This is a genomic window from Paraburkholderia sp. RCC_158 (genome assembly GCF_041355255.1).
Taxonomy (GTDB): Bacteria; Pseudomonadota; Gammaproteobacteria; order Burkholderiales; family Burkholderiaceae; genus Paraburkholderia; species Paraburkholderia graminis.
In genome coordinates, this window is sequence record NZ_JBFUPM010000004.1 from 179,227 (window position 1) to 200,557 (window position 21,331).

Annotated in this window: 19 protein-coding genes; 8 read left to right on the forward strand and 11 right to left on the reverse strand. The window is 59.5% G+C overall.

The features are described 5' to 3' along the window. Positions 1–27 precede the first annotated feature (27 nt). A complete protein-coding gene (locus AB6809_RS10235; RefSeq protein WP_371026544.1) occupies positions 28–1,353 on the reverse strand; it encodes an epoxide hydrolase family protein in 1,326 nt (441 codons plus the stop codon). A 383-nt stretch (positions 1,354–1,736) separates the two neighbouring features. On the opposite strand from AB6809_RS10235, the gene AB6809_RS10240 reads away from it, so the two are divergent. Together AB6809_RS10240 and AB6809_RS10245 are read left to right on the forward strand one after the other, a co-directional pair. After that, positions 1,737–2,693: an enoyl-CoA hydratase/isomerase family protein gene (locus AB6809_RS10240; RefSeq protein ID WP_181324804.1), complete on the forward strand. Its 957-nt coding sequence runs from the start codon at positions 1,737–1,739 to the stop codon at positions 2,691–2,693. A 5-nt stretch (positions 2,694–2,698) separates the two neighbouring features. Further along, entirely contained in the window at positions 2,699–3,154 is a 456-nt protein-coding gene (locus AB6809_RS10245) for a VOC family protein (protein ID WP_371026545.1), read from the forward strand. A 163-nt stretch (positions 3,155–3,317) separates the two neighbouring features. On the opposite strand, the gene AB6809_RS10250 is transcribed toward AB6809_RS10245, so the two are convergent. The 4 genes from AB6809_RS10250 to AB6809_RS10265 all read right to left on the reverse strand — a co-directional run bounded on the left by AB6809_RS10250 (position 3,318) and on the right by AB6809_RS10265 (position 7,425). Beyond that, positions 3,318–4,259 carry an aldo/keto reductase gene (locus AB6809_RS10250; RefSeq protein WP_371026546.1) on the reverse strand — a complete coding sequence of 314 codons (942 nt, stop codon included), beginning with the start codon at positions 4,257–4,259 and terminating at the stop codon, positions 3,318–3,320. 83 nt (positions 4,260–4,342) lie between these two features. Beyond that, positions 4,343–4,675 (reverse strand): ArsR/SmtB family transcription factor, encoded by a 333-nt coding sequence (locus AB6809_RS10255; RefSeq protein WP_371026713.1) that lies wholly within the window; start codon positions 4,673–4,675, stop codon positions 4,343–4,345. Positions 4,676–4,695: 20 nt separating this feature from the next. Then, entirely contained in the window at positions 4,696–6,561 is a 1,866-nt protein-coding gene (gene ilvB / locus AB6809_RS10260) for a biosynthetic-type acetolactate synthase large subunit (protein ID WP_371026547.1), read from the reverse strand. A gap of 198 nt (positions 6,562–6,759) precedes the next feature. Next, on the reverse strand, positions 6,760–7,425 hold the full coding sequence (locus tag AB6809_RS10265) for a GlxA family transcriptional regulator (RefSeq protein ID WP_371026548.1): 666 nt from the start codon (positions 7,423–7,425) through the stop codon (positions 6,760–6,762). A gap of 348 nt (positions 7,426–7,773) precedes the next feature. On the opposite strand from AB6809_RS10265, the gene AB6809_RS10270 reads away from it, so the two are divergent. After that, positions 7,774–8,799, forward strand: a complete 1,026-nt coding sequence (locus AB6809_RS10270; RefSeq protein ID WP_371026549.1) for a GlxA family transcriptional regulator — start codon at positions 7,774–7,776, stop codon at positions 8,797–8,799. After that, a complete protein-coding gene (gene mug, locus AB6809_RS10275; RefSeq protein WP_371026550.1) occupies positions 8,796–9,326 on the forward strand; it encodes a G/U mismatch-specific DNA glycosylase in 531 nt (176 codons plus the stop codon). The genes AB6809_RS10270 and mug overlap by 4 nt, the downstream gene beginning before the upstream one ends. Here mug and AB6809_RS10280 read toward each other — a convergent pair. Continuing rightward, the gene (locus tag AB6809_RS10280; protein ID WP_371026551.1) at positions 9,299–10,219 is read right to left on the reverse strand and encodes a LysR family transcriptional regulator; all 921 of its coding nucleotides are present in this window, start codon (positions 10,217–10,219) and stop codon (positions 9,299–9,301) included. The two genes, mug and AB6809_RS10280, sit on opposite strands and share 28 nt — an antisense overlap. A 136-nt stretch (positions 10,220–10,355) precedes the next feature. Then, positions 10,356–10,556: a hypothetical protein gene (locus AB6809_RS10285; protein ID WP_371026552.1), complete on the reverse strand. Its 201-nt coding sequence runs from the start codon at positions 10,554–10,556 to the stop codon at positions 10,356–10,358. A gap of 14 nt (positions 10,557–10,570) precedes the next feature. Here AB6809_RS10285 and AB6809_RS10290 point away from each other — a divergent pair, with 14 nt between their 5' ends. The 4 genes from AB6809_RS10290 to AB6809_RS10305 all read left to right on the forward strand — a co-directional run bounded on the left by AB6809_RS10290 (position 10,571) and on the right by AB6809_RS10305 (position 15,709). Next, positions 10,571–11,257 (forward strand): antibiotic biosynthesis monooxygenase, encoded by a 687-nt coding sequence (locus AB6809_RS10290; RefSeq protein WP_371026553.1) that lies wholly within the window; start codon positions 10,571–10,573, stop codon positions 11,255–11,257. Positions 11,258–11,612: 355 nt separating this feature from the next. Beyond that, entirely contained in the window at positions 11,613–13,085 is a 1,473-nt protein-coding gene (locus AB6809_RS10295) for an MFS transporter (protein WP_029970787.1), read from the forward strand. 12 nt (positions 13,086–13,097) lie between these two features. Further along, on the forward strand, positions 13,098–14,174 hold the full coding sequence (locus tag AB6809_RS10300; protein WP_371026554.1) for an HlyD family secretion protein: 1,077 nt from the start codon (positions 13,098–13,100) through the stop codon (positions 14,172–14,174). Then, the gene (locus AB6809_RS10305) at positions 14,171–15,709 is read left to right on the forward strand and encodes an efflux transporter outer membrane subunit (RefSeq protein WP_371026555.1); all 1,539 of its coding nucleotides are present in this window, start codon (positions 14,171–14,173) and stop codon (positions 15,707–15,709) included. Before AB6809_RS10300 ends, AB6809_RS10305 begins: the two co-directional genes overlap by 4 nt. A gap of 597 nt (positions 15,710–16,306) precedes the next feature. On the opposite strand, the gene AB6809_RS10310 is transcribed toward AB6809_RS10305, so the two are convergent. From AB6809_RS10310 to AB6809_RS10325, 4 genes are read right to left on the reverse strand one after another with little or no spacing between them, the layout of a single operon-like run. After that, positions 16,307–17,383 (reverse strand): substrate-binding domain-containing protein, encoded by a 1,077-nt coding sequence (locus AB6809_RS10310; RefSeq protein WP_371026556.1) that lies wholly within the window; start codon positions 17,381–17,383, stop codon positions 16,307–16,309. 47 nt (positions 17,384–17,430) lie between these two features. Continuing rightward, positions 17,431–18,813, reverse strand: coding sequence for an LLM class flavin-dependent oxidoreductase (locus tag AB6809_RS10315; protein WP_371026557.1), 1,383 nt, complete (start codon positions 18,811–18,813; stop codon positions 17,431–17,433). A gap of 45 nt (positions 18,814–18,858) precedes the next feature. After that, a complete protein-coding gene (locus tag AB6809_RS10320; protein WP_114156200.1) occupies positions 18,859–20,073 on the reverse strand; it encodes an SfnB family sulfur acquisition oxidoreductase in 1,215 nt (404 codons plus the stop codon). Between the two features lie 4 nt (positions 20,074–20,077). Further along, complete coding sequence (locus AB6809_RS10325; RefSeq protein ID WP_371026558.1) at positions 20,078–21,325, reverse strand: SfnB family sulfur acquisition oxidoreductase; 1,248 nt, start codon at positions 21,323–21,325, stop codon at positions 20,078–20,080. Positions 21,326–21,331 lie beyond the last annotated feature (6 nt).

Consider the following 21,331-nt stretch of genomic DNA (forward strand, 5'->3'; position numbering starts at 1 on the left):
GCGCTTCTACTCGCCGTATCTGTGCGGTCAACGCAGAGACCGAAAGCTCACGCGCAACTCTTCCGAGAAAACTTGCGGTTGTTCCCACGCCGCAAAGTGGCCGCCTTTCGGAAGGCGGTTGTAGTGGATCAACTGTGGATATGCTTTCGCTGTCCAGCTTTGCGGCGCAGCGTAGATCTCATCCGGAAAGACGCTCACGGCAACCGGAATAGCAACGTGCTTCGGCGCAAAGAAGTTCAGCTTGTTTTCCTCATACAGGCGCGCCGATGAAATTGCCGTGCCCGTGAACCAATAGAGCGTCACGTTATCGAGCACGTCGTTGCGTGTGATTCCTTCGGACTGACCGTCAAATACTCGCGCGATCAGTGCCTGGCTGGCGGCGTCGTGGTCGATCATCCACGCGGCGAGGCCAAGCGGCGAATCTTCGATGCCATACAGCGTCTGCGGGCGGTTCGCCATTTCCAATGCGTAGCCGAGGCCGTGCTTGTAGAAATAGTCGAGCTGATCGAACGCGTGCTTCTCGTCGGCTGACAGAGACGCCGGCGCCGGCTCTCCGAACTTGAGCGCCCGCGCGATGTCGTCGGGCACCGTCGCCGGCATGTTGGTGTGAATGCCGAGCAGTTCCGGCGGTGTCAGCAAAGCCATTTGCTCCGTCACCGCATTGCCCCAATCGCCGCCTTGCGCGACGTACCGCGTGTAGCCGAGCCGCTGCATCAGTACGACCCATGCGCGTGCGATGCGAACGGGGTCCCAGCCCTCCTCGGTCGGCTTCCCCGAGAAGCCGTAGCCAGGGAGCGACGGAATCACGACATCGAATGCATCGGACGCAGTGCCGCCGTACGCCGTTGGGTTCGTCAGCGGGCCAATAATCTTCAATTGCTCGATGATCGAGCCAGGCCACCCGTGCGTGATGATGACCGGTAACGCATTGGCGTCCTTCGAGCGAACGTGGATGAAGTGAATGTCGACGCCGTCAATCTCGGTGACGAATTGCGGCAGCGAGTTCAGCCTCGCCTCGACGTCGCGCCAGTTGTAGTCCGTCACCCAGCAACGGGCGAGCTTTTGCATGGTTGCGAGTTGCACGCCTTGAGAGGCATCCTTCGCGGTTTCGCGCTCAGGCCAGCGGGTCGCCTTTATTCGCCTCTTCAAATCGATAACTTTTGATTCCGGCGCGTGCACACGGAGTGGCCGAATCGCCGATTTGTCGGCGCCGCCTGACGGCGATGCGTCAATGATCGATCGATTCGGTTCTGCGAACGCCAGTCGGCTTAGTGAACCAGCAACAGCGGCCGACGCCGCCACGCCGATAAAGCGACGGCGCGATGCGGTCTCGGGAAAGATATCGTCGGCCATACAGACTCCTGTTGGCAATAAGTGCGACGCCGCACGTCGCAGTGGTGGTAGCGATTGTGGGCAAACAAGCCTTGCGGGTAAACGGCCGCGTTAGAACAACAGTTGTGTCGGCCGCGAATAGATCTTTTCCGCTGCAATCAGCGTGGCCGCAGCGATACATACGATGCGCGTAAAGCACCGTGTGAGATGTCATGCGACGGCAACACAGCCGGATACGCCAGCCGTTTTTTCGCCTCGCTCAATACGGTATCAAGACTATTGATCGAGCGATGGCGTCACGCTCATTGGTCTTGCACAAGGCCGCGACTAGACTACCTGGGTGGACCGGATGCGCCGCACGCTTTTTGTCCCGCGAATCTTCTCAGGACCAAAAGGAAGCAAACATGAACCCGACTCAATTTGTGGTGGCATTGATCGCAAGCCCACTGTTTTTCAATAGCAGCGCGATCGCACAAGACAATCAAAGCGGCGCTGCCGCGAAGCAGGCGGTGCAACTGGAAGCGGGCGCAAAGCCGGAGTTCAGTATCAGACGCGTAACGCCGCAATACTGGCGTGTCACCATCGATCATCCGCCGTTCAATATCTTCGGCCCCGAATCCATACCCCAGTTGAACAGCGTCATCACGCAGATAGAAAACGATCCCGAACTAAAGGTCGTGGTGTTCGACAGCGCCGTACCTGGTTTTTTCCTGACTCACTATGATTTCGTGCCCCCGCTCGAAGCGACTACGAGCATGCCGCCCGGACCCACCGGTATGCCGCCACTACCCGATATGTTGAGTCGCCTGAGCCGCTCTTCTGTCGTGTCGATCGTATCGATCCGGGGCCGGGCTACCGGCGTTGGCAGTGAGTTGTCGCTTGCATCCGACATGCGCTTTGCCAGCCGCGAAAAAGCCGTGCTTTCGCAATTCGAGGTGGGCGCCGGGTTCGATCCGGGTGGCGGACCGATGTCGCGTCTTCCCCGCCTGATGGGACGGGGCCGTGCGCTTGAAATCCTGCTGAGCGGCAGCGACATCAACGGCGAACTTGCGGAGCGATATGGCTATGTCAACCGCTCGCTGCCAGATGCCGAGCTGGATAAGTTTGTCGACACCCTGGCCCGGCGCATTGCCTCGTTCGACAAGCAAACCATTGGGGAAATCAAGCATTTCGTCAACATTGCCACTCTCCCGCCCGATAGCGAGCTCGGCCCACAATGGGACGCCTTCATTACTTCCGTACAGCGTCCGCAGGCACAGCACGATATCGGCAAGCTGATGGAACTCGGGCTGCAGAAAAAGCCCGACGTGGAGATTCATCTGGATCGATATACGGGCGAAGTAAGTCGGGGTGGCAAGTAGGCATAATGGCGCAACGCGACCAGTTCATTAATAACGGAGAAGTCACAGTGGAAGGCAAACCCCTAACGCGCGGAATAGACCATATCGGTCTGACGGTTCGAGACCTCAAGCTCACGGTGGAGTTCTTCGCCCAATGCCTCGGCTGGGCTCTCGTCGGCGAGCGCCCGAGCTACCCTGCGGCGTTCGTGTCCGATGGACACGTCACGCTGACGCTTTGGCAAGTACTCGACGCGGACCGGCGCGTCGAGTTCGACCGCAAGACCAACGTCGGCCTGCACCATCTCGCATTGAAGGTGGGTAGTGAAGAAGCATTAAACGAGATATTTGCGCGCGTTTCGGAATGGGAAGGCGTGGTGGCCGAATTCGCGCCTGAAGACCTCGGTCAAGGACCAAAGCGGCACGCGATGGTTTATGAACCCGGCGGCATCAGGCTCGAATTCGATTTCGATCCGCGCGTTTAAGAAACGAATTGCGACGAGCTCGCGCTCGAGGGCGGTAGCCGCGAACACCGCGCGGTGCCATCGTCCAATACGGTGTCGCGCATCGTGCGCTCGTGTGTTCATGTAATACGTTCGGATGGACTCGTATCCGGGGAAAGCGGAACCCATGACCCCGGCCAACGCATCAAAGCTGCGATCTCGGAATAAACCCTGGATTGCCGGTCTTCACGACTTCATTGAAGCGCTGCCTTGTCTGAATGTCGTTGATCGCGTCGAAAGCATCATCGGGCAGCGGCGCGATGTCGAAGTTTTCACGCGCACGCGCGTCAGTCTTCGGTGTCGTCAATACAGCGGTGCCGCGCTGCACTGCCCATGCGATCAGCACTTGCGCAGGCGTCTTTCCAACTCGCTCGGCAATCCGCAAGACAACCGGATCTTCAAGTGGTCCGGGCCTTATGCCATGCCCCAATGGCGCAAACGCCAGAAAGACGATGTCGTTCTTTTGACAGAACTCCAGAAGTTCTCTTTCCGGAAGATAAGGATGAGCCTCGACCTGCACGACCGCCGGCTTGATTCGCGCAGATTCATACAGTGGCTCGAGCTCATTCAGGCCAATGTCGGAAAGGCCGATCGCGCGGCATCTTTTACGGTCGACGAGATCTTCAAACGCCCGCCACGTGTCGAGTAAAGTCACACCGCGATCATAGAGAATGGCTCCATGCTCGTCTCGCGGGTCCTGCTCGTCGCCAGGTTGAAACGCGAACGGCGTATGAATCAGGTAAAGGTCCAGATAATCGAGCCCTAGTCTGTCCAGACTCGCATTGAACGCAGGTTCGACGCGCTCGGGCCGGTGATTGGAATTCCACAGTTTCGTCGTGACGAAGATGTCTTCTCGCGAAAGCTCTCGTGCCGACAGCGCGGCCTGTAAAGCCGTGCCCACCTCGCGCTCATTGCGGTATCGCTCGGCACAATCAAGGTGCCGATATCCAACTTTTAGCGCAGCGGTCGTGGCGCTTGTCGTGACGGCTGCATCGGCAATCAACGTGCCAAATCCGACTGCGGGCATGCGGCCGCCGCCGTGACTGAGCGCTATTCTTTTGAGCTGGAAATCGGAAGGCTCATTCATGACGACACCTCCAGGAGTTTGTGCAAATGTCTTCCGGCGGCTGCCGGACTTTCAGCATAGGATGATTTGCGCGGCATGCCCGACTATTTCGACGAAGCTCTACGCGGGCGCGATGCTGACAAGTTGTCACTCATCTGCGTGGCAAACGCGAGGATCACTTCTTCATTGCGCGACAGGAAAGTCCACTGCCCTGCCCGCGTCGCAACAAGAAGCCGGGCCGCGACAAGTGTTGCGATGTGCGCAGAGACGGTCGACTGCGATAGACCGCTTCGTGCATGAATCAGATTCGGCGGTACGCCATGACTGAAATCGAAATGGCCCTGCTCGAATACTTTGGCAGGCGCCTTCAACCATTGGAGGACGTCCCGCCGAAAGGGATTCGCAAGGGCTTTATAGATCAGGTCGATGTCGATCATGGCGATAGAAGAAGGCATGGTCAGAACATGTCCGCAGCGTTCAAACGCACTGCGCCCTGATGTCCAGCTTCTGGCGTGCGACGCGAAGGGATGAATGGCCCCGTGATCATCTCCGAGTAGCTTTGGCCTGGCCCTACCATCGGGAACACGTCGGCGTTCTCATCGATCATCACTTCGAGAAAGGCGGGTCCTTCGAACTTCACGAATGACTTCAGTTTGTCCTCGAGTTCGCTTATCGCTTCGACGCGGCAGGCAAATCTGAATCCGTCGGCGCGCGCCGCCATCACAAAGTCCTTCTGATGAAGCGACTTGTCGCTGACAAACGTCCGGCCCTCGTAAAAGAGACGCTGCCACTGTCTGATCATCCCGTCACCGCGATTGTTGAGCAGCAACACCTTGACTGGGACGCCATACGTGCTGGCTGTTTCCAGTTCGCCCGCATTCATCCGGATACTGCCGTCACCGTCGATGTCGATTACCAGCGCATCCGGCCGCGCCAGTTGTGCGCCAATAGCCGCGGGCAATCCAAAGCCCATGGTTCCCATGCTGCCTGACGTCAGAAAGCTGCGAGGCTCGACGAACTCGAAAAATTGCGCCGTCCACATTTGATGCTGGCCGACGCCCGTACTGATAATGGCTCTCCCCTGAGTAATTTCGCTGAGTTTCTCGACGACGAATTGCGGCTGAATCAGCGGACTGCGCCTGTCGTAGTTCATGCCGTGGCGCTGCTTGAGTTCCACCACTCGTTCGAGCCATCCGGCAGGCGATTGCACACCTGCACCGTGCTCCATCAACGAACGCAACGCGTGCTTCGCATCGCCCACGTGGCTCCAGTGCGTACGCTTCACTTTGTTGATCTCAGCCTCGTCGATGTCGATATGCGCGACGTAACGTGCGCCGGCGGCAAATGCGTCCGGGCGGCCACCGGCGACGCGATCGTCGAATCGGGAACCCACGGCAATCAGAAAGTCGCAATCTTCGACCGCATAATTCGCGCACGCGGCGCCGTGCATGCCGAGCATGCCAAGCGACAATTCGTGTTTTGCCGGTATGGCGCCGAGACCCATTAGCGTCGTCACTACCGGGATCCTGTAACGCTCCGAGAACGCGCGCAGCTCGGCCGTTGCGCCCGCTGCGATGACACCGCCGCCGACGTACAGCAGCGGTCGTTCGCTCTGCCGCAGAAGATCGAAGAAACGCGCGCGTTTGTCCTCGCCGAGATCGCTGCCTTTCGCGACCATGCGCAGGCGATCGGAATAGCCGCGAAACTGCAACGTGCCTTTGCCCTGATAAACGCCCATCCAGTTCTGAATGTCCTTTGGCACGTCGACGACAACGGGACCGGGACGTCCGGTGCGCGCAATCTCGAATGCGCTTCGCAGGGTCTGCTCGAGTTTCGTTGCGTCGGTCACCAGGAACACCTGTTTGGAGCAGGCCGACATGATGTTGAAGACCGGCGCTTCCTGAAAAGCATCGCTGCCGATCGCGGCGCGCGGCACTTGCCCGCATATCAGTACAACAGGAATCGAATCGCCATTGCAGTCCGCAATGGGTGTCACGGCGTTCGTCGCGCCAGGTCCGGACGTGACCATGAATACGCCCACTTTTCCGCTCGCTCGCGCGTAGCCGGCGGCCATGAAGCCGGCCGCCTGTTCGTTGGCCGGCACGATGAATCTGATTTGGCGCTCGGGATGCGACGCGCACGCTTCATTGAATCGAAACACCGCGTCGTAAGTCGGCAGGATCGCGCCGCCGCTATAGCCGAATAGCGTGTCGACGCCCTGTTCCGCGAGTACACGCAGAATGATGTCGGCGCCCGACATCAATTCGCCGTCATGTGTCGGGTCTGGACAAACTTGCGAAGCTATTTGTGGATTCTGGGTCACGGCTGACTCGTATGGAAACCGGCGCTGAGGGCATCAGCGGCCGCGATTGGGGAATATCCCGTTCAATTCGAGAACAGCGTATGTTCGGCGCCAGTTCATGGACCATTACTGCGGCGGGATCTCCATACCGGTGCAGTCCATTTAGCACTTGCTTGGTGTGCATCTGGAAGAATTGCGAGGATGAATTGATTCTGCCAACTATCGGGACCTGCTGCGCGGGGATGCATTTGCGTCACAGGCCAAAAGAGTTCGCTTTTGGGTCACGAGGTCTTTGACGCGGTCTTTGACGTGCGTGTGAGCCAGCAATGTCTCCGCAATGCAATGCGCCACATCTGCGCCCAGATCTTCTTCGACCAGAGTCAGCGCGAGGTCAACACCGGCGCTCACGCCGTCCGAAGAATAGAGATTGCCGTCTTTCAGACAACCCGCATCTGGCACGACGTGCACCAATGGAAAGTCACTCGCGAGACGATGTGCGTCGCACTCGCGAATAGTCAATGAGCGATGATCGGCGAGACCGGCACGCGCCAGCAGAAACGCACCGTTGGATATGCACGCGATCTTTGTCGCAGTACGATCCACGCCGCCGAGCCAGCTCACCAGTTCCCGATGCTCACGCGCCGAGCCGACCGCCGGAGAGCCGGGCACGATGACGATATCAAACGATGTCCATGAATCGCGCAGAGATTCGGTCGTCCGTACCGCGGTCCCGTTCGAGCACATGACCGGCCCGAGTGTCGGGCCAATGACATGCTGTACATAGAACCGTTCACCGCATACGCGGTTTGCTTCCTCGAATACGTCCATCGGCCCGCTCACCTCGAGCAGTTGAAAGCCTGCATACAGCATCATTGCGACACGCATGCGCCATTTCTCCGCGAGTGCACCCAACCCAGAACGAACGATTCTTCAAACGAAGTCTAATCAATGCGGCCGATGTGCGACCCAGTAGATCGCGCGATGTCAGGCCATTCGATGCGGGATTTGCGCCACCTTGCAAAAAGAGGCATTCCCACGCGCAGGCGAGGCGCTTCTCTCTTTACGCCAGCGAAAAAGTCATTTACCACTTGTGACGGGCGGGCCGCGCCATCATTGGGGTAAGCTAGGCGCTCGCTCGTTGCCGCGGCTTATCGCAATGCATGGAATTCCCACGAAAACACGTCGGTCTGCACCGTCAAGGCGAGCGTGCTCTTACTCGATGAAGGTCACGGCATGAAAGTCGCCATTGTCATATTCGAAGGTGCGCAAGCACTGGATGTAGCAGGCCCACTCGATGTATTCGCTGAAGCGAATGCAAACCTTCCCGAGCATCAGCGATATGAAGTGTCGCTCGTCGGTAGCAAAGCCGGCACGGTCACGTGTTCAAACGGCATGCAGCTTGCCGTTCCTTATGGCTATGCGGACTCCGTCACTCAGTTCGACCTCGTACTGGTGGCAGGCGGACCCCGCTTGCCTGACTGCAATCCACCGAACGAATTGCTGACCTGGCTGAAAAACCAGGCACGCGGCGCGGCGCGCTTCGGCTCCGTTTGCAACGGTGCATTCGTGCTTGGACATGCTGGGTTGATCGACGGCAAGCAGGTGACGACTCATTGGGCCGATGCAAGGCGCCTCGCGGACAACTTCCCTCTTGCTCGAGTACAGCCCGACAGGATCTTCATTCGTGACGGTCGTCTTTTCACCTCTGCCGGTGTGACGGCGGGCATCGACCTGTGTTTGTCGTTAGTGGCGGAAGACTGGGGACACGAGATGGCGGTACGCGTTGCCAAACGTCTGGTTGTCTATATCCAGCGAGAAGGCGGCCAGTCGCAGTACAGCCCCTACATTGGTGCAGGCAAGGCGGAAAACCCGATCATCGGCAAGGTGCACCGCTATGTCACCGAACATATCACCGATGCATTGTCGATCGAACAACTGGCAGGCGCTGTTTCGGTAAGCCGGCGCACCTTCTCGCGGCTCTTTGCCAAGTATGCAAAGGTGACACCGTCGGCGTTCGTCGAGCAGGTTCGCGTGGACACTGCGAGGAAACTGCTTGAAGACTCGGACGCTCCGTTGAAAACCGTCGCGTTTCAATGCGGCTTTCACAGCGCCACGCAAATGCGGACCACGTTTACGCGAAGACTGAACGTCACGCCTAAACAATATCGTCAAAGATTTCGCGGCACAGTAAGCGCACCGCCGCGGACCTATAGCGGCGCCGATCAGCACGCCGCATCTCAGCTTTCGCCGCAGTTGTGATTCCTGAAGAGTTGCCCCCTTCTCTTCCGGATGTTCTCGAGCCGGGTTTGTCGCTGGTCTTTTGCGGTATCAATCCTGGCGTGCGTGCGGCAGCAACTGGCCATCATTTCGAGGGCAGAAACAACCGGTTCTGGCGTGCCGTTCATCTCGCGGGTTTTTCTCCGCAACAGATTCGGCCTGAAGACGACCGCAGCTTCGTTCAGTACGGATGCGGTCTCACTACAGCAGTGTCGCGCCCGACCGCACGCGCCGACCAGCTATCGCGAGCGGAAATCGAAGCAGGCGCGTCTGCATTCGAGCAAAAGATCAAACGCTATGCGCCACGCTACATTGCCTTTCTCGGGAAGATGGCGCTATCCGCTATGTCCGGCAAACGCGATATTCAATGGGGACTTCAGCAAGAACCTTTCGGTGGTGCGCGCGCCTGGGTGCTGCCAAATCCGAGTGGCCTGAATCGTGCGTATAGCCTCGAATTACTCGTGCGTGCTTACCGCGAACTTTACGTTGCCGTTGCGTCTTCGGATTGAAGATGCGGATTGCTGCGCAGGCTCTCCGTCACGAAGTCGACAAAAGCGCGGACCTTCCCGCTCGCGCCTCGCCGTTCGATATGCAAGAGACTCACTGGCGTGGGCTCCGGTTCGAATGCCGTGAGAATAGGCTTGAGTTTGCCGTCCTGTACCTCTTGAGCCGCCTGATAGGACAACAATTGCGTTAGTCCCACGCAATTGAGTGCCGCCAGAACGGCAGCCGCAGTCAGGTCGACGATCATTCGCGGCTGGATTCGAACCGGCATTCTCGTACCGTTGCCATCGAACACCCACTCCAGCGGATGAGAGACGCCCGTGAACGACACACATTGATGATCGGCGAGATCTTTTGGATGACGCGGCTCGCCATGCGCCGCGAGATACGCAGGCGCGGCGTAGGTCCGACGCCGCACAAACCCCAACGGAATAGCGAATATCGACGAATCTCCAAGATGGCCGATGCGAACGGCGATATCCACGCCTTCTTCCAGTAGCCGCGTGGTGCGGTCTACATAGATGGCGTTGACGGTGACTTCCGGATAGCGCAGCGCAAACGCATTGATGAGCGGCGCGATAAAGCGCTGACCAAACATCACCGGCGCGGAAACAGTCAGTGTGCCAACGGGATTCAGATGATCGGCGGCAACATTGGCGTCGGCCTCGGTGATCGCGTCCAGCACTTTGCGGCAAGCGTCGAGATAGCCGAGACCTGCGTCGGTCGGCCGTATTGTCCGCGTGGTTCGCGCGAGCAGTTGCGTGCCGAGACGGGCTTCGAGTGAATTGAGCGCGCGAGAAACCGCGGGCGTCGACATGCCGAGTTTCTCCGACGCGCTCGTGAAGCTCCCACGATCCACGATGGCTACAAAGACTTCCATCTCACGCAATTTGTCCATTCCGGCTTCCCATGCGGTAACGCTCACGTCTACACCGCGAATTGTAGGCGTCGTAATAGCCCGAATCCTGCATTGGCCTGAATTCGATTGAAAATGGCCCGCTTCTCACTCTTCCGGGTGACTGCAAAGCGAGTTTTCATGATGCTCGTCGCGAATCAAAGGCACTCTGTTGCGCGGCAGGAAAAACACTTGTTCGCCGCATGAAAACGGTGATGAAGCTTTTCGCCGCGCTGGCAAATTTCTCCACGTTATTGGCCCGATACGCGATCCATTCCGGCTTCTGCAATTCCCACGCGTCGCGGACAATCAACTCGCCACTCATCGTATCGACAAGCAAAGGAAGAGTCCGTTATGTTTTCTGCAATGCTCGAAGTCAATCCGCTACCTGAACAGTTCGACCTTTATCTCGGCATGGCAAAGATGCTGCGCCCGGAACTCGAGAAGATCGTCGGCTTTATCGACAACGCCCGCTACGCCAGCCTGACGCGCGAGGGATGGCTTCTTTCCCTATCGAGCTGGCGCGACGAGAAGTCGCTGGTTCGCTGGCGCACCACGACGAAGCATCATCAGATACAGCAGGCGGCGCGCGATCGTGTGTTTGCCGACTATCGGCTGCGCATCGGCCAGACTGTGGCCGATACACGCGTGCCCGAAGGAGAAGTTCTGCTCGAGCAACGGCTCGATGTCACCGAGGCGGGAGCGGGTACGGCGGTGACACTACTCGATGCGCAGCGCGCGCCCGAGTGGGTCAAAGAGGCCGGCGCAGAAGCCGTGGCAAGGTCGCTCGGATTTGATGCAACAACAGCGACATCGGCAGCGGGCCTCGTGGCGTGGGACGTATTCGACGCGCTAATGGCGCCCGGCGATGTGATCACTGTGCTGACCTGGCGCGATCACGCCGCCGCCGAATCTTTCGAACGCAAGGCTGCATTGCCGGAAGACGTGCGTCTGCGGCATATCCGCGTGGTGCGCGAGTACGGCATGTTCGATCGTCGCGAAGCGCCTCAGTACTTTGCGGACGTGCAACCTTCCGCATAGACAGTAAAGCAGCGTCCGGAAAACAAAAGACTATTGCGATGGACGCACATTGTCATTGTGCCAGGCCGAGCCGTGGCCTGATTTGCGAACGAAATGGCCAACTGCGCCAGCTCTGTTGTCTTCGGAGAGCAAAGCAATCTCCTAGAATGAATCAACGTCCGATTCATAGCCTTATTCAACCTTACTCGATTCGCGCACTCATATGACCATCGCTACGCCATGGAACGCGGGAACGGCAACATCGGACGTAGCAGATGCGTCGTCACCGAGTGTCGTCCGCGAGACAGAGAGCCCGCTTCCTCCTAAGTCCGCGGCAGCGGAGTTGTCGCCTCGTCTTGCGACGGGTCTCGTCGGGATGCTTCTCGCGTCTTTGTTGGCAATACTTAACGAGCAGGTCACCGCAGTGGCGATGACCGACATTCGCGGTGCGCTTTCAATCGGACACGATGACGGAAGCTGGCTGACCGCCCTCTTCGAGGCCGCGAATGTCGCCACGATGGTCTTCGCGCCCTGGTTCGCGATAACGCTCACGCTCAAGCGGTTCACGCTGGGCGCCGTAATAGCCGCGATGCTTATCGGTGTTCTTTGCCCGTTTGCACCGAACCTCCCGGCGCTTTATGCGCTGCGTGTGCTGCAGGGAATAGCCGGCGGATGCCTGCCTCCCATGTTAATTATCGCGGCGCTGCGCTACCTTCCGCCGAAGATCAAGTTATACGGCCTTGCCGGCTACGCGCTGACCGCAACCTTTGGACCATCGCTGGCAACGCCGCTCGCGGCTCTGTGGACCGAGTACGTCGACTGGCGAATGGCATTCTGGCAAATCGTACCGCTCGGCCTGATTAGCTGCGTAGCGATCCAGCAAGGGCTGCCTGACGAATCGTCGAAATTGGAACGTTTTAAGTCATTCAACTGGACCGGCTTCGTCACCGGCTTTCCCGCTATCGCCATGCTCGTGATTGGTTTATTGCAAGGCGACCGCCTCGACTGGCTGAATTCCGGCTTCATTCGCGTCATGCTCGGTGGAGGAACGCTGTTGCTGGCCGCGTTTCTCATCAACGAGTGGTTTCATCCCTCGCCGTTCTTCGGTCTTCAACTGCTACGCCGCAGAAACTTCACGCACGGTCTGATTACACTGGCGGGCGCGGTGATCCTGCTGACCGGCGTCGCGGTCATCCCCGCGCAATACCTTGCGAAAGTACACGGATACAGGCCGCTGCAAACCGCACCGCTCGCGCTGCTGGTCGCGATTCCGCTATTGATTGCGCTGCCTCTGACTGCCGCGCTGCTGAACATGCAGCGCGTGGATCGCAGATGGGTCATCGCGATCGGACTTTCACTCATGGCTACCACATGCTTCCTGGGAAGCTACATGACTTCCGAGTGGATTCGCGACAACTTCTATTGGCTGCAGTCATTGCAGATTGCCGCGCAACCGATGGTGATCCTCTCAATCCTGATGGGCGTAACCGGAGGCTTGCCGCCGACAGAAGGCCCGCTTGCTTCCGCGATGTTCAACACGCTGAAAGTTTTCGCCGGCGTGGCGGCCACCGGTCTCATTGAAGGGCTCGGTACTGCGCGCCAGCACTTTCACTCGAGCATGCTCGTGGACCGGCTTGGCAATAACGCGTTGATCACGACTCAAAGCGCCGACGCAAATCACGGTTTCGGCGCACTCGCGCAACGCATTCATGAGCAGGCGATCGTGCTGACATCCGCTGATCTGTATCGCGTGATGGCGTGCATTGCCGTCGCCCTGCTTTTTCTTGTTCCGGTGTTACCCACGCGCATTTATCCGCCCTGGAGCACCACGCCGCCATCTTCACGCTAAACGACAATAGATATGTCAGTTCTCACCCGCCCTTCCAACAAAACGCTTCGCCTCATAGCGTATGTGTCAGTAGCTTGCGCCATTGGTGTCGCCTGCATATGGCTGCTCGCGACGCCCAATAGCGAGTCGACCAACGACGCCTATGTCACGGCCGATTTCACGCTACTCGCAGCGCGTATCCCCGGCCAGCTTTCCGAAGTACCTGTCGCGGACAATCAGCAGGTGAAGACGGGGCAACTGATCGCACGCATCGACGACCGCGATTTTCGCGCCGCGCTGATGAGCGCCGAAGCGGACGTCGCTGCAGCGAAAGCATCGGTCGTTAACTACGACGCCGAAATCGCGCGTCACCCCGCGCTCGTCGCGCAGGCGCGAGCCACGCTTCGCTCCGACGAAGCCGAGATCCAGTTTGCGCGAGCAAACGCCGCGCGTTACAGCAATCTTTCGGAAGCCGGCGCCGGAACGACGCAAGAGCAGCAGCGTTCTTCCAGCGCATTAGCCGAGCAACTGGCGCAGCAATCGCGCAATCAGGCAGTACTTGTCGCGACCGAGCAGAACCTCGACGTTTTGCGTGCACAGCGCGACAAGGCGGCCGGCGCGTTAGCGCATAGCGAAGCCACGCTCCAGCAGGCAAAGCTCAACCTGTCGTATACGGAGATTCGCGCACCGGTCGACGGCAAAATCGGCAGACGTTCCGCGCGTGTGGGCGCATTTGTTACGCCGGGCGCCCCGCTTGTCGCCATCGTTCCGCTATCGGACGCATACGTCGTGGCTAACTTCCAGGAAAACCAGCTCGCGAGAATGCGGCCCGGCGCACGCGTGCGTATTAAGGTGGACAGCTTTCCAGGCGTCGTGATCCGAGGCCACGTCGACAGTCTTGCGCCTGCTACCGGCGTGAGCTTCGCGCCCATTGCGCCGGAGAATGCCACCGGCAACTTCACGAAGGTCGTTCAGCGTGTGCCTGTCAAAATCAGCATCGACCCGGGGCAACAGGCTGCATCTGCATTGAGCGTGGGCCTCTCTGTCGAAACGGAAGTCGATGTCGGCAAGCCCGCCGAAGTGTCGATCAACGGAGCGGACCCAAAATGAACGCGAACCTGTGTTCAATCCGCCCACCGGTGCTCGCGACGCTGCTTGGCATGTTGCTCAGTGCATGTATGGTGGGCCCCGATTTCGAACGCCCGCAGACCGTTGTGCCCGATGTATTCAGTCGCACGCAATCCGCACAGGCGCCAAGCCGCGCGATCGAAGCCGGCTTTGATTCGGACTGGTGGAAGCTGCTCAACGATCCCACGCTGGACTCGCTGGAGCAACGCCTCACCGATGCGAATCTCGACGTCGCGGCCGCGTCGGCCCGCTTGCGCCAAAGCCGTGCGCAGCAACGTATTGTCGGCGCGGACGAGTACCCGACCGTGAGCGGCGCCGCATCGTATAACCGCGAGCGAGGCAGCATAAACGGCATTCTGTCTTTGCTCGGCGTGACGCCGACAGGAAGCCAAAGCCAATCGGCCTCGGGCGCGTCGCCTACCGGCGTGGCCCCATTGCCAGGCGACAAAGGCTCGCCCGCTTACGACCTCTATCAGTTCGGCTTCGATGCATCGTGGGAACTCGATTTCTGGGGACGCGTACGACGCGGTGTCGAAGCCGCGACGGCGGTGAGTAACGCATCATATGAGGACCGCAACTTTGTGCTCCTGTCCGCGCGGGCCGAATTGGCTCGCGACTATGTGCAGTTGCGCGACACTCAGGCTCTGCTTGAAATAGCCCAGCAGAACCTTGAAATAGCACGCGATGCCACGAAGCTCACGGAAACGCGCGTGCGTGAAGGCGTCACGACGAATCTGGACGTCGCGAATGCGGCCGCCCAGGCGGCGTCGATTGAAAGCCTGATTCCGACTCTTGAAGCCAACTGCGAGACGACCATCAACTCAATTGGCTTATTGCTCGGAATGCAGCCTGGCGAACTACAGCAAACCTTGAGCGCGCGAGGCGCTGTTCCGAAGCTCCCGAACAATGTGCCTATCGGCTTCGCATCGGAAGTCGTGCAACGGCGGCCCGACATCAGAAGAGCCGAGGCGCAGTTGCACGCCGCCACCGCTGCGATTGGAATGGCGAAAGCCGATTTCTATCCACGCATATCGCTGAACGGCAGCGCGGGATTCCAGAGCCTTCAGCTTTCGAATCTCGCGGACTGGGCATCGGGGCAGTTTGTTATCGGACCGTCGATCACGCTTCCCATCTTCGAAGGCGGCCGCCTGAAAGGAACACTTCATTTGCGCGAGGCGCAACAGCAGGAAGCCGCAATCGTCTACAAGCGCACGGTGCTGGCCGCGTGGCGCGAAGTCGACGATGCGCTGGTTCTCTACGACGCCGAACAGCGGCGCAATGAGCGCCTGCAACAGGTCGTACGTCTGAATCAAAGTGCGCTTTCGATTGCGCGGCAACGATATAAAGCGGGCGCCGTCGATTTTCTCGATGTACTCAATGTGCAGAAGCAGTTGCTCGACGCGCAAAGCAATCTGGAGCGCAGCACGGCGAACGCGGCGACGAATCTCATCACGTTATGCAAGGCACTCGGCGGCGGTTGGGAGTCGACGTATGCGCAGCAGGATGCCAGGCAGTAACTTCCTGCCTGCCAATGCTCTCCTTCTAACAATCGACACGCAATAGCGAATTGCGGCACTGATGTGGCACTAACGGGGAACCAATGGGGCACTTGAAATCAGCAGTTCAATCTGCGCGATTCTATTGGTCATCGTGATCGACTAATCAGAACCGTTCTTTTAATCGAGGTGGAAAATGAAAGTCTCTCTTGCTTCAGTACTCGTCGCAACGGCGCTCTTTGCCGGATCGGGCGTTGCATTTTCGCAGCCGGCCGGCAATACCAGTCAGGGGGCAAACTCAACGCTGTCTCAACCGCCGATGGCGCAGTCGTCCGGCTCCATGAGCGGCAACGACTCCCGCGGACCGCAGTACAGCGGATCGACCGCAAGCGGACGCGCGAGGAATGGCGGCGCTTGTGTCGTGGGCTTGTCTTGCGACATCTATCAGGGCAGTTAGCCGGGCCGGGCTGGGACGCGTGCCGCCGATGAACGACAGGCAGTTCCTCGGCTCAGCAACGGATCGAAGTCTGTATGAGGGCCGCCCGGCTGTCATAGCGGGCCCCGGCAAGCTTCTGCACTAGCGCCCCCCTCATCGAGACAAAGAAAATAGCGTTACCTTCATTCCGCCACAGGAATCCAGGCAGCACTCGCCGCATCGCTAGACCTGAACGCCGGAAACCTGGCCCCCAGCTCCGTGACAGTCTTGATGTCGTTCTTCACGAGATCGTCACGCGTAATAAGCGTAGGCTTGACCACGATATGATGCGCAAGACCCTCACCCGCCACTGCCAAAGCCGCGGCCCGCACAGAAACAGCGCCAACCACCGCGGGATTAGTCGCAGCGGTCGCTACCCACGCACTATTAGGCGCGCGAATCGCCTCTATGTCCGCAGTCGAGATATCGGCACTGTAAATGCGAACCTTTGATCCTAGTTTCGCTTCATCCGCCGCCAGCTTCGCGCCGCGTGCAAATTCATCATAAGGCGCAAAGACCACACGAATCTCAGGATGCGCACGGTACGCCGCCGCGGCCTGGTTCGCGACCGATTGCGCAATCGGATTGTTCACGGTCCCAAAGCGCGCCTTCTCCTGCACCTGTGGATGCGCACTCTTGAACTCGCGCCACACGGCATCGCGCCGGTCCAGCGGCGCAAAGCCCGCCACATAGACATAGCCGGCGGAGAACGCGTCGCCGTTATCCTTGACCGCCTGATTCAACAGCAGCGTCGCAAGGTCATGATCGCTCTGCTCGATCTGCGGCACCTTCGGGTTGTTCAGGTCGACGTCGAATGCAACCACCTTGATGCCTTTATCCAACGCTCGCTGCACCACGTCCTTAAGCGACTCCGGCAACCCATGATTTACGATGATCGCCGACACGCCAAGGCTGATCGCCTGCTGAATCTGCTCGCGTTGTTCGGCAGCATCCTGCCGCCCCTCGTAAATGCGCAGGTCGATCCCAAGCGCCTTGGCCTGCTTCTGCGCGCCGGCCTCATAGGCCTGGAAGAAATCGCCCTCCGAAAGATAGTTGACCAACGCAATCTTCACACCGCCCTTGTCGAACGGTGCAGGTGCGCCCTTGAGCGGCGCGGCGTGCGTCGGCTGACCAACGCCCAGCATCGCCGCCGCGGAGAACAACGTCAATGCAACAGCCATGCGTCGCGCGCGCAACGTGTGACTAAAAATCGATTTCATCGGAGGTCTCCTGCAAACCGGTTAACGTAGTGATGGGTGAATGCAAACTATTCGGCGTGCGCCGTATGTCGAGCCCGGTAGCGCGCGCCAGGATGCGGTTCCGCAAGACGCGCCCCCTTGCCATGCAATTTTTCGCGGAGCGAACCGTTCGAATACTCGGTCTTGTACACGCCGCGGCGCTGCAATTCCGGCACGACGAGATCGACGAAATCGCTAAACGTTTCGTGCGTCAGTGCATAGGCGAGATTGAAACCGTCGACGTCGGTCTCTTCGACCCACGACTGCAACTCGTCGGCAATCTCCTGCGGATCACCCACCGACAACGGTCCAAGTCCGCCAATACCGCCCCACTTCGCAATCTCGCGCACGGTCCATACGCGCGTGGGATCGGCGCTCGATAGAGCCTCCACCGCGGATTGCACCGCGTTGCTCTCGACGTGACGCAGCGGCTCGTCCAGTTCGTACTTCGACAGGTCGATGCCTGTCCAGCCCGACACCAACGCGAGCGCTCCCTCGTCGCTTGCATAGCGCCGATAATCCGCATGTTTTGCATGGGCCTCGGCGGAGGTCTTTCCGGTAATCACCGTATGCAGATTGAAAATCAGCACGTCATGCGGATCGCGGCCGAATGACTTCACGCGAGCGCGAATATCCGCGACGAACTGCTTGAGAATGGTGCGCGACGGCGCCGCGATGAAAATGCACTCGGCGTGCTGCGCGGCGAAGTCCTTCCCTCGCTTCGATGCGCCCGCCTGGTACAGCACCGGCGTACGCTGCACAGAAGGCTCGCAAAGGTGGATGCCCGGCACGTCGAAGTACTTGCCGTGATGCTCGATGGGATGCACCTTCGACGGCTCGGTAAAGACCTGTCGTTCGCCATCGCGCACAACGGCGTCGTCTTCCCATGACGACTCCCATAGCTTGTAGCAAACGTCCAGATATTCTTCGGCGAGCGCATAGCGTTCGTCGTGATTCGCCTGGCTCGGCAAACCGACATTGCGCGCTGCGCTATCCAGATACGACGTCACGATGTTCCAGCCCACGCGCCCGTTGGTCAGATGATCGAGCGTCGACATGCGCCGCGCAAACGGATATGGGTGCTCGTACGAAAGCGAGCACGTCACGCCAAAGCCGAGATGCTGGGTGACATTCGCCATCGCCGAAACGAGCAGGATCGGATCGTTGACGGGCACCTGCGCCGCCTGACGGATCGCCGCTTCGCCGTTGCCCTTGAAGACATCGTAAATGCCGAGCACATCCGCGATGAACAGGCCATCGAACTTGCCGCGCTCGAGCAGCTTCGCAAGATCGGTCCAGTAATCGAGGTGCTTGTATCGCCACGATGTGTCACGCGGATGCGCCCACAAGCCCGGCGACTGATGCCCAACGCAATTCATGTCGAACGCGTTTAGACGGATCTGTCTGGCCATAATCGGATCCAGTTAGGTTGATGCAAAAAGGAAGCGGCGAGCGCGCTAAATCGCGCCGTGACGCGGCGGCAGCACGTCGTTCAGAAAGTAGTTGCCGACGGCGATGTATTTCCAGCGCACCGGATCATGCAGCGTATGCGTGCGGGCATTGCGCCAGTGGCGGTCGAGGTTGTGCTCGCTCAACGTGGACTGCGTGCCCGCCAGTTCGATCAGACGCGTCGAGGCCTGCAACGCTATTTCCGTTGTGGCAGCACGCGCCTGCGCCACCGCAATCGATGCAGCAGCAACAGTCTGCTCATTCGACTCCTGAGCCGCGAGGTCCACCTTGCGTCCTGCGCGCTCAACCAGCGCGTCCGCGGCATTGAGTTGCAACGCGAGCTTGCCGAACAATTCGATCGTCAGCGGATCGTCGCTTGCGCGTTCCACGCCGCTGTCGATCCACGGACGCGACCGCTCGCGAACGAAGCGCCGTGCATCGGCGAACGCGGCGCGCGCAATGCCGAGATCCACCGCCGCATGAATCAATTGACCGACCGGCCCTACCGTCGTGGGCTTCGCATTGAACGCCGCGCTATACGGCACGACGGCGGCGGCTTCCACATAAACGTTATCGAGCGTGGTCGTGCCGCTACCCGTGGTCCGCTGACCAAAGCCCGACCAGTCATCCACCACGGACAAGCCCGGCGTCTGTGCGCTCGCAAACGCCACATGCAGCGTATTGTCGGAAGCCTTCGCGACAATGGGAATCCACTGCGCAAACAGCGCACCCGTCGAATAGAACTTCGTCCCGTTGATGCGAAAGCCGTTGCCATCCGGTGTCAACGTGGTGCGGTAATCAGCGACGGTTCGGGTGCCCCGCTCAGATAGCGCATTGCCGAATCGTTCGCCCGCAAGCGCCCGTTCGAAGTAAAACGCCTGCTGTTCGCGCGTGCCGTTAACCCGCAACACGTCCAGCATATAGAAATGATTTTGCGGAATCTGGCCTATTGCAGGATCGGCTTCGGAGATGATTGCGGTTACCTCGGCCAGCGTCGCAAACGACACCTGGGGTCCACCAAACTCGCGCGGCACAGCAATGCCCCAAAGACCGCTCGACGAGTACGCTTCGATTTCCGCATGCGGCAAGCGGCGCTCACGGTCGCGCTGCGACGCTTCGCGGGCGAAGTCGCGCGCTAACTGGCGCGCGACGTGCAGCGCTTCTTCGTCGTTGGCAATCCGCCTTGCTTCGCTACGCGCCGCCGGTTCTGTCAAAGCATTCATAGCATCAGTTCCACGCATGCCGGGCCGGTTTGACGCCGTTCAGATAGTAGTTGCCGACAAGGTGATATTTCCAGCGCACCGGATCGTGCAAGGTATGCGTGCGCGCATTGCGCCAGTGGCGATCCAGATTGTGTTCGCTCAAGGTGGACTGCGTGCCTGCAAGCTCGAACAGCTTTTCGCTCGCCAGTAGTGCGATTTCCGTGGTCAGGACTTTGGCCTCGCCGACTGCGACGGAAGCTAGCGCCACATCGTCCTCGCTGGTGTCGCCCTTGGCGGCGATCGCGTCGAGTGTCCGCGCGGCGTGTTCCAGCAGCGCCTCGGCGGCGTGCAACTGAATATGCAGGTGGCCGATTTCGCGCACGGTCAGCGGATCGTCGCCGGCGCGCTCGACATTGCTATCGATCCACGGCCGCGAGCGCGTGCGCACGAACGTCAGCGTGTCGTTCACCGCGGCCTGTGCGATGCCCGCGTCGATCGCCGCCTGAATGATCTGCGAAACCGGTCCGTTCAAGGTGGGGAAATCGGACACGCGATGCGCAGGGAACACATGCGACGCAGGCACGCGCACGCCCTCGAGCACGACCGTACCGCTCGCCGTGGTGCGTTGCCCAAAGCCCGACCAGTCGTCGATCACATTCAGACCCGGCGTGCCCTTCGGTATATACGCGAGCCAGCCTTTACGCTCGTCATCGAGGCCCAGCACCGGCACGAAGTGCGCAAACAACGCCCCCGTCGAGTAGAACTTGGTGCCGTCGACCACGTAATCGTCACCGTCACGCCGCACGCGCGTCTTCAGATCCAGTACGTTTTTTGTGCCCTTTTCCGAAAAGCCGTTACCGAAGCGCTTGCCGCTCACTATCTGCGCAAAGAAATAGCGCTTCTGTTCTTCGGTCCCTGTCAGCGAAATGACATCCACCAGACCGAAGTGGTTTTGCGGCAACTGTCCGAGCGACGGATCTGCTGCTGCGACGATCTTGATCACTTCCGTCAGCGTCACGAAGGACACGCCCGCGCCGCCATACGCCTTCGGCACGGTGATCGCCCACAAGCCCGATTGCGAAAACCATTCAATTTCCTCGTGCGGCAAGCGGCGTTCGCGGTCACGCTGAGCGGCGTCCCTGGCAAGACGCACAGCCAGTTCATGCGCGACGGCAATCGCCTCGGCGTCATCCGCAATGACACGCGCCGCATGTTGATGCACACCGCTTACCTGCGACGCGTTCGCTTCGTTCGCTTCATGTACCTCGGCCATACGAAT

What these genes read in the sequence shown, in the direction of transcription:
- AB6809_RS10250 (WP_371026546.1), bottom strand. Translation starts at nt 4,259, where the DNA reads ATGAATGAGCCTTCCGATTTCCAGCTCAAAAGAATAGCGCTCAGTCAC.
- AB6809_RS10255 (WP_371026713.1), bottom strand. Translation starts at nt 4,675, where the DNA reads ATGATCGACATCGACCTGATCTATAAAGCCCTTGCGAATCCCTTTCGG.
- AB6809_RS10325 (WP_371026558.1), bottom strand. Translation starts at nt 21,325, where the DNA reads ATGGCCGAGGTACATGAAGCGAACGAAGCGAACGCGTCGCAGGTAAGC.
- AB6809_RS10320 (WP_114156200.1), bottom strand. Translation starts at nt 20,073, where the DNA reads ATGAATGCTTTGACAGAACCGGCGGCGCGTAGCGAAGCAAGGCGGATT.
- AB6809_RS10265 (WP_371026548.1), bottom strand. Translation starts at nt 7,425, where the DNA reads ATGCGTGTCGCAATGATGCTGTATGCAGGCTTTCAACTGCTCGAGGTG.
- AB6809_RS10245 (WP_371026545.1), top strand. Translation starts at nt 2,699, where the DNA reads ATGGCGCAACGCGACCAGTTCATTAATAACGGAGAAGTCACAGTGGAA.
- AB6809_RS10315 (WP_371026557.1), bottom strand. Translation starts at nt 18,813, where the DNA reads ATGGCCAGACAGATCCGTCTAAACGCGTTCGACATGAATTGCGTTGGG.
- AB6809_RS10240 (WP_181324804.1), top strand. Translation starts at nt 1,737, where the DNA reads ATGAACCCGACTCAATTTGTGGTGGCATTGATCGCAAGCCCACTGTTT.
- AB6809_RS10300 (WP_371026554.1), top strand. Translation starts at nt 13,098, where the DNA reads ATGTCAGTTCTCACCCGCCCTTCCAACAAAACGCTTCGCCTCATAGCG.
- AB6809_RS10305 (WP_371026555.1), top strand. Translation starts at nt 14,171, where the DNA reads ATGAACGCGAACCTGTGTTCAATCCGCCCACCGGTGCTCGCGACGCTG.
- AB6809_RS10295 (WP_029970787.1), top strand. Translation starts at nt 11,613, where the DNA reads ATGCTTCTCGCGTCTTTGTTGGCAATACTTAACGAGCAGGTCACCGCA.
- AB6809_RS10280 (WP_371026551.1), bottom strand. Translation starts at nt 10,219, where the DNA reads ATGGACAAATTGCGTGAGATGGAAGTCTTTGTAGCCATCGTGGATCGT.
- AB6809_RS10235 (WP_371026544.1), bottom strand. Translation starts at nt 1,353, where the DNA reads ATGGCCGACGATATCTTTCCCGAGACCGCATCGCGCCGTCGCTTTATC.
- AB6809_RS10270 (WP_371026549.1), top strand. Translation starts at nt 7,774, where the DNA reads ATGAAAGTCGCCATTGTCATATTCGAAGGTGCGCAAGCACTGGATGTA.
- AB6809_RS10310 (WP_371026556.1), bottom strand. Translation starts at nt 17,383, where the DNA reads ATGAAATCGATTTTTAGTCACACGTTGCGCGCGCGACGCATGGCTGTT.
- AB6809_RS10290 (WP_371026553.1), top strand. Translation starts at nt 10,571, where the DNA reads ATGTTTTCTGCAATGCTCGAAGTCAATCCGCTACCTGAACAGTTCGAC.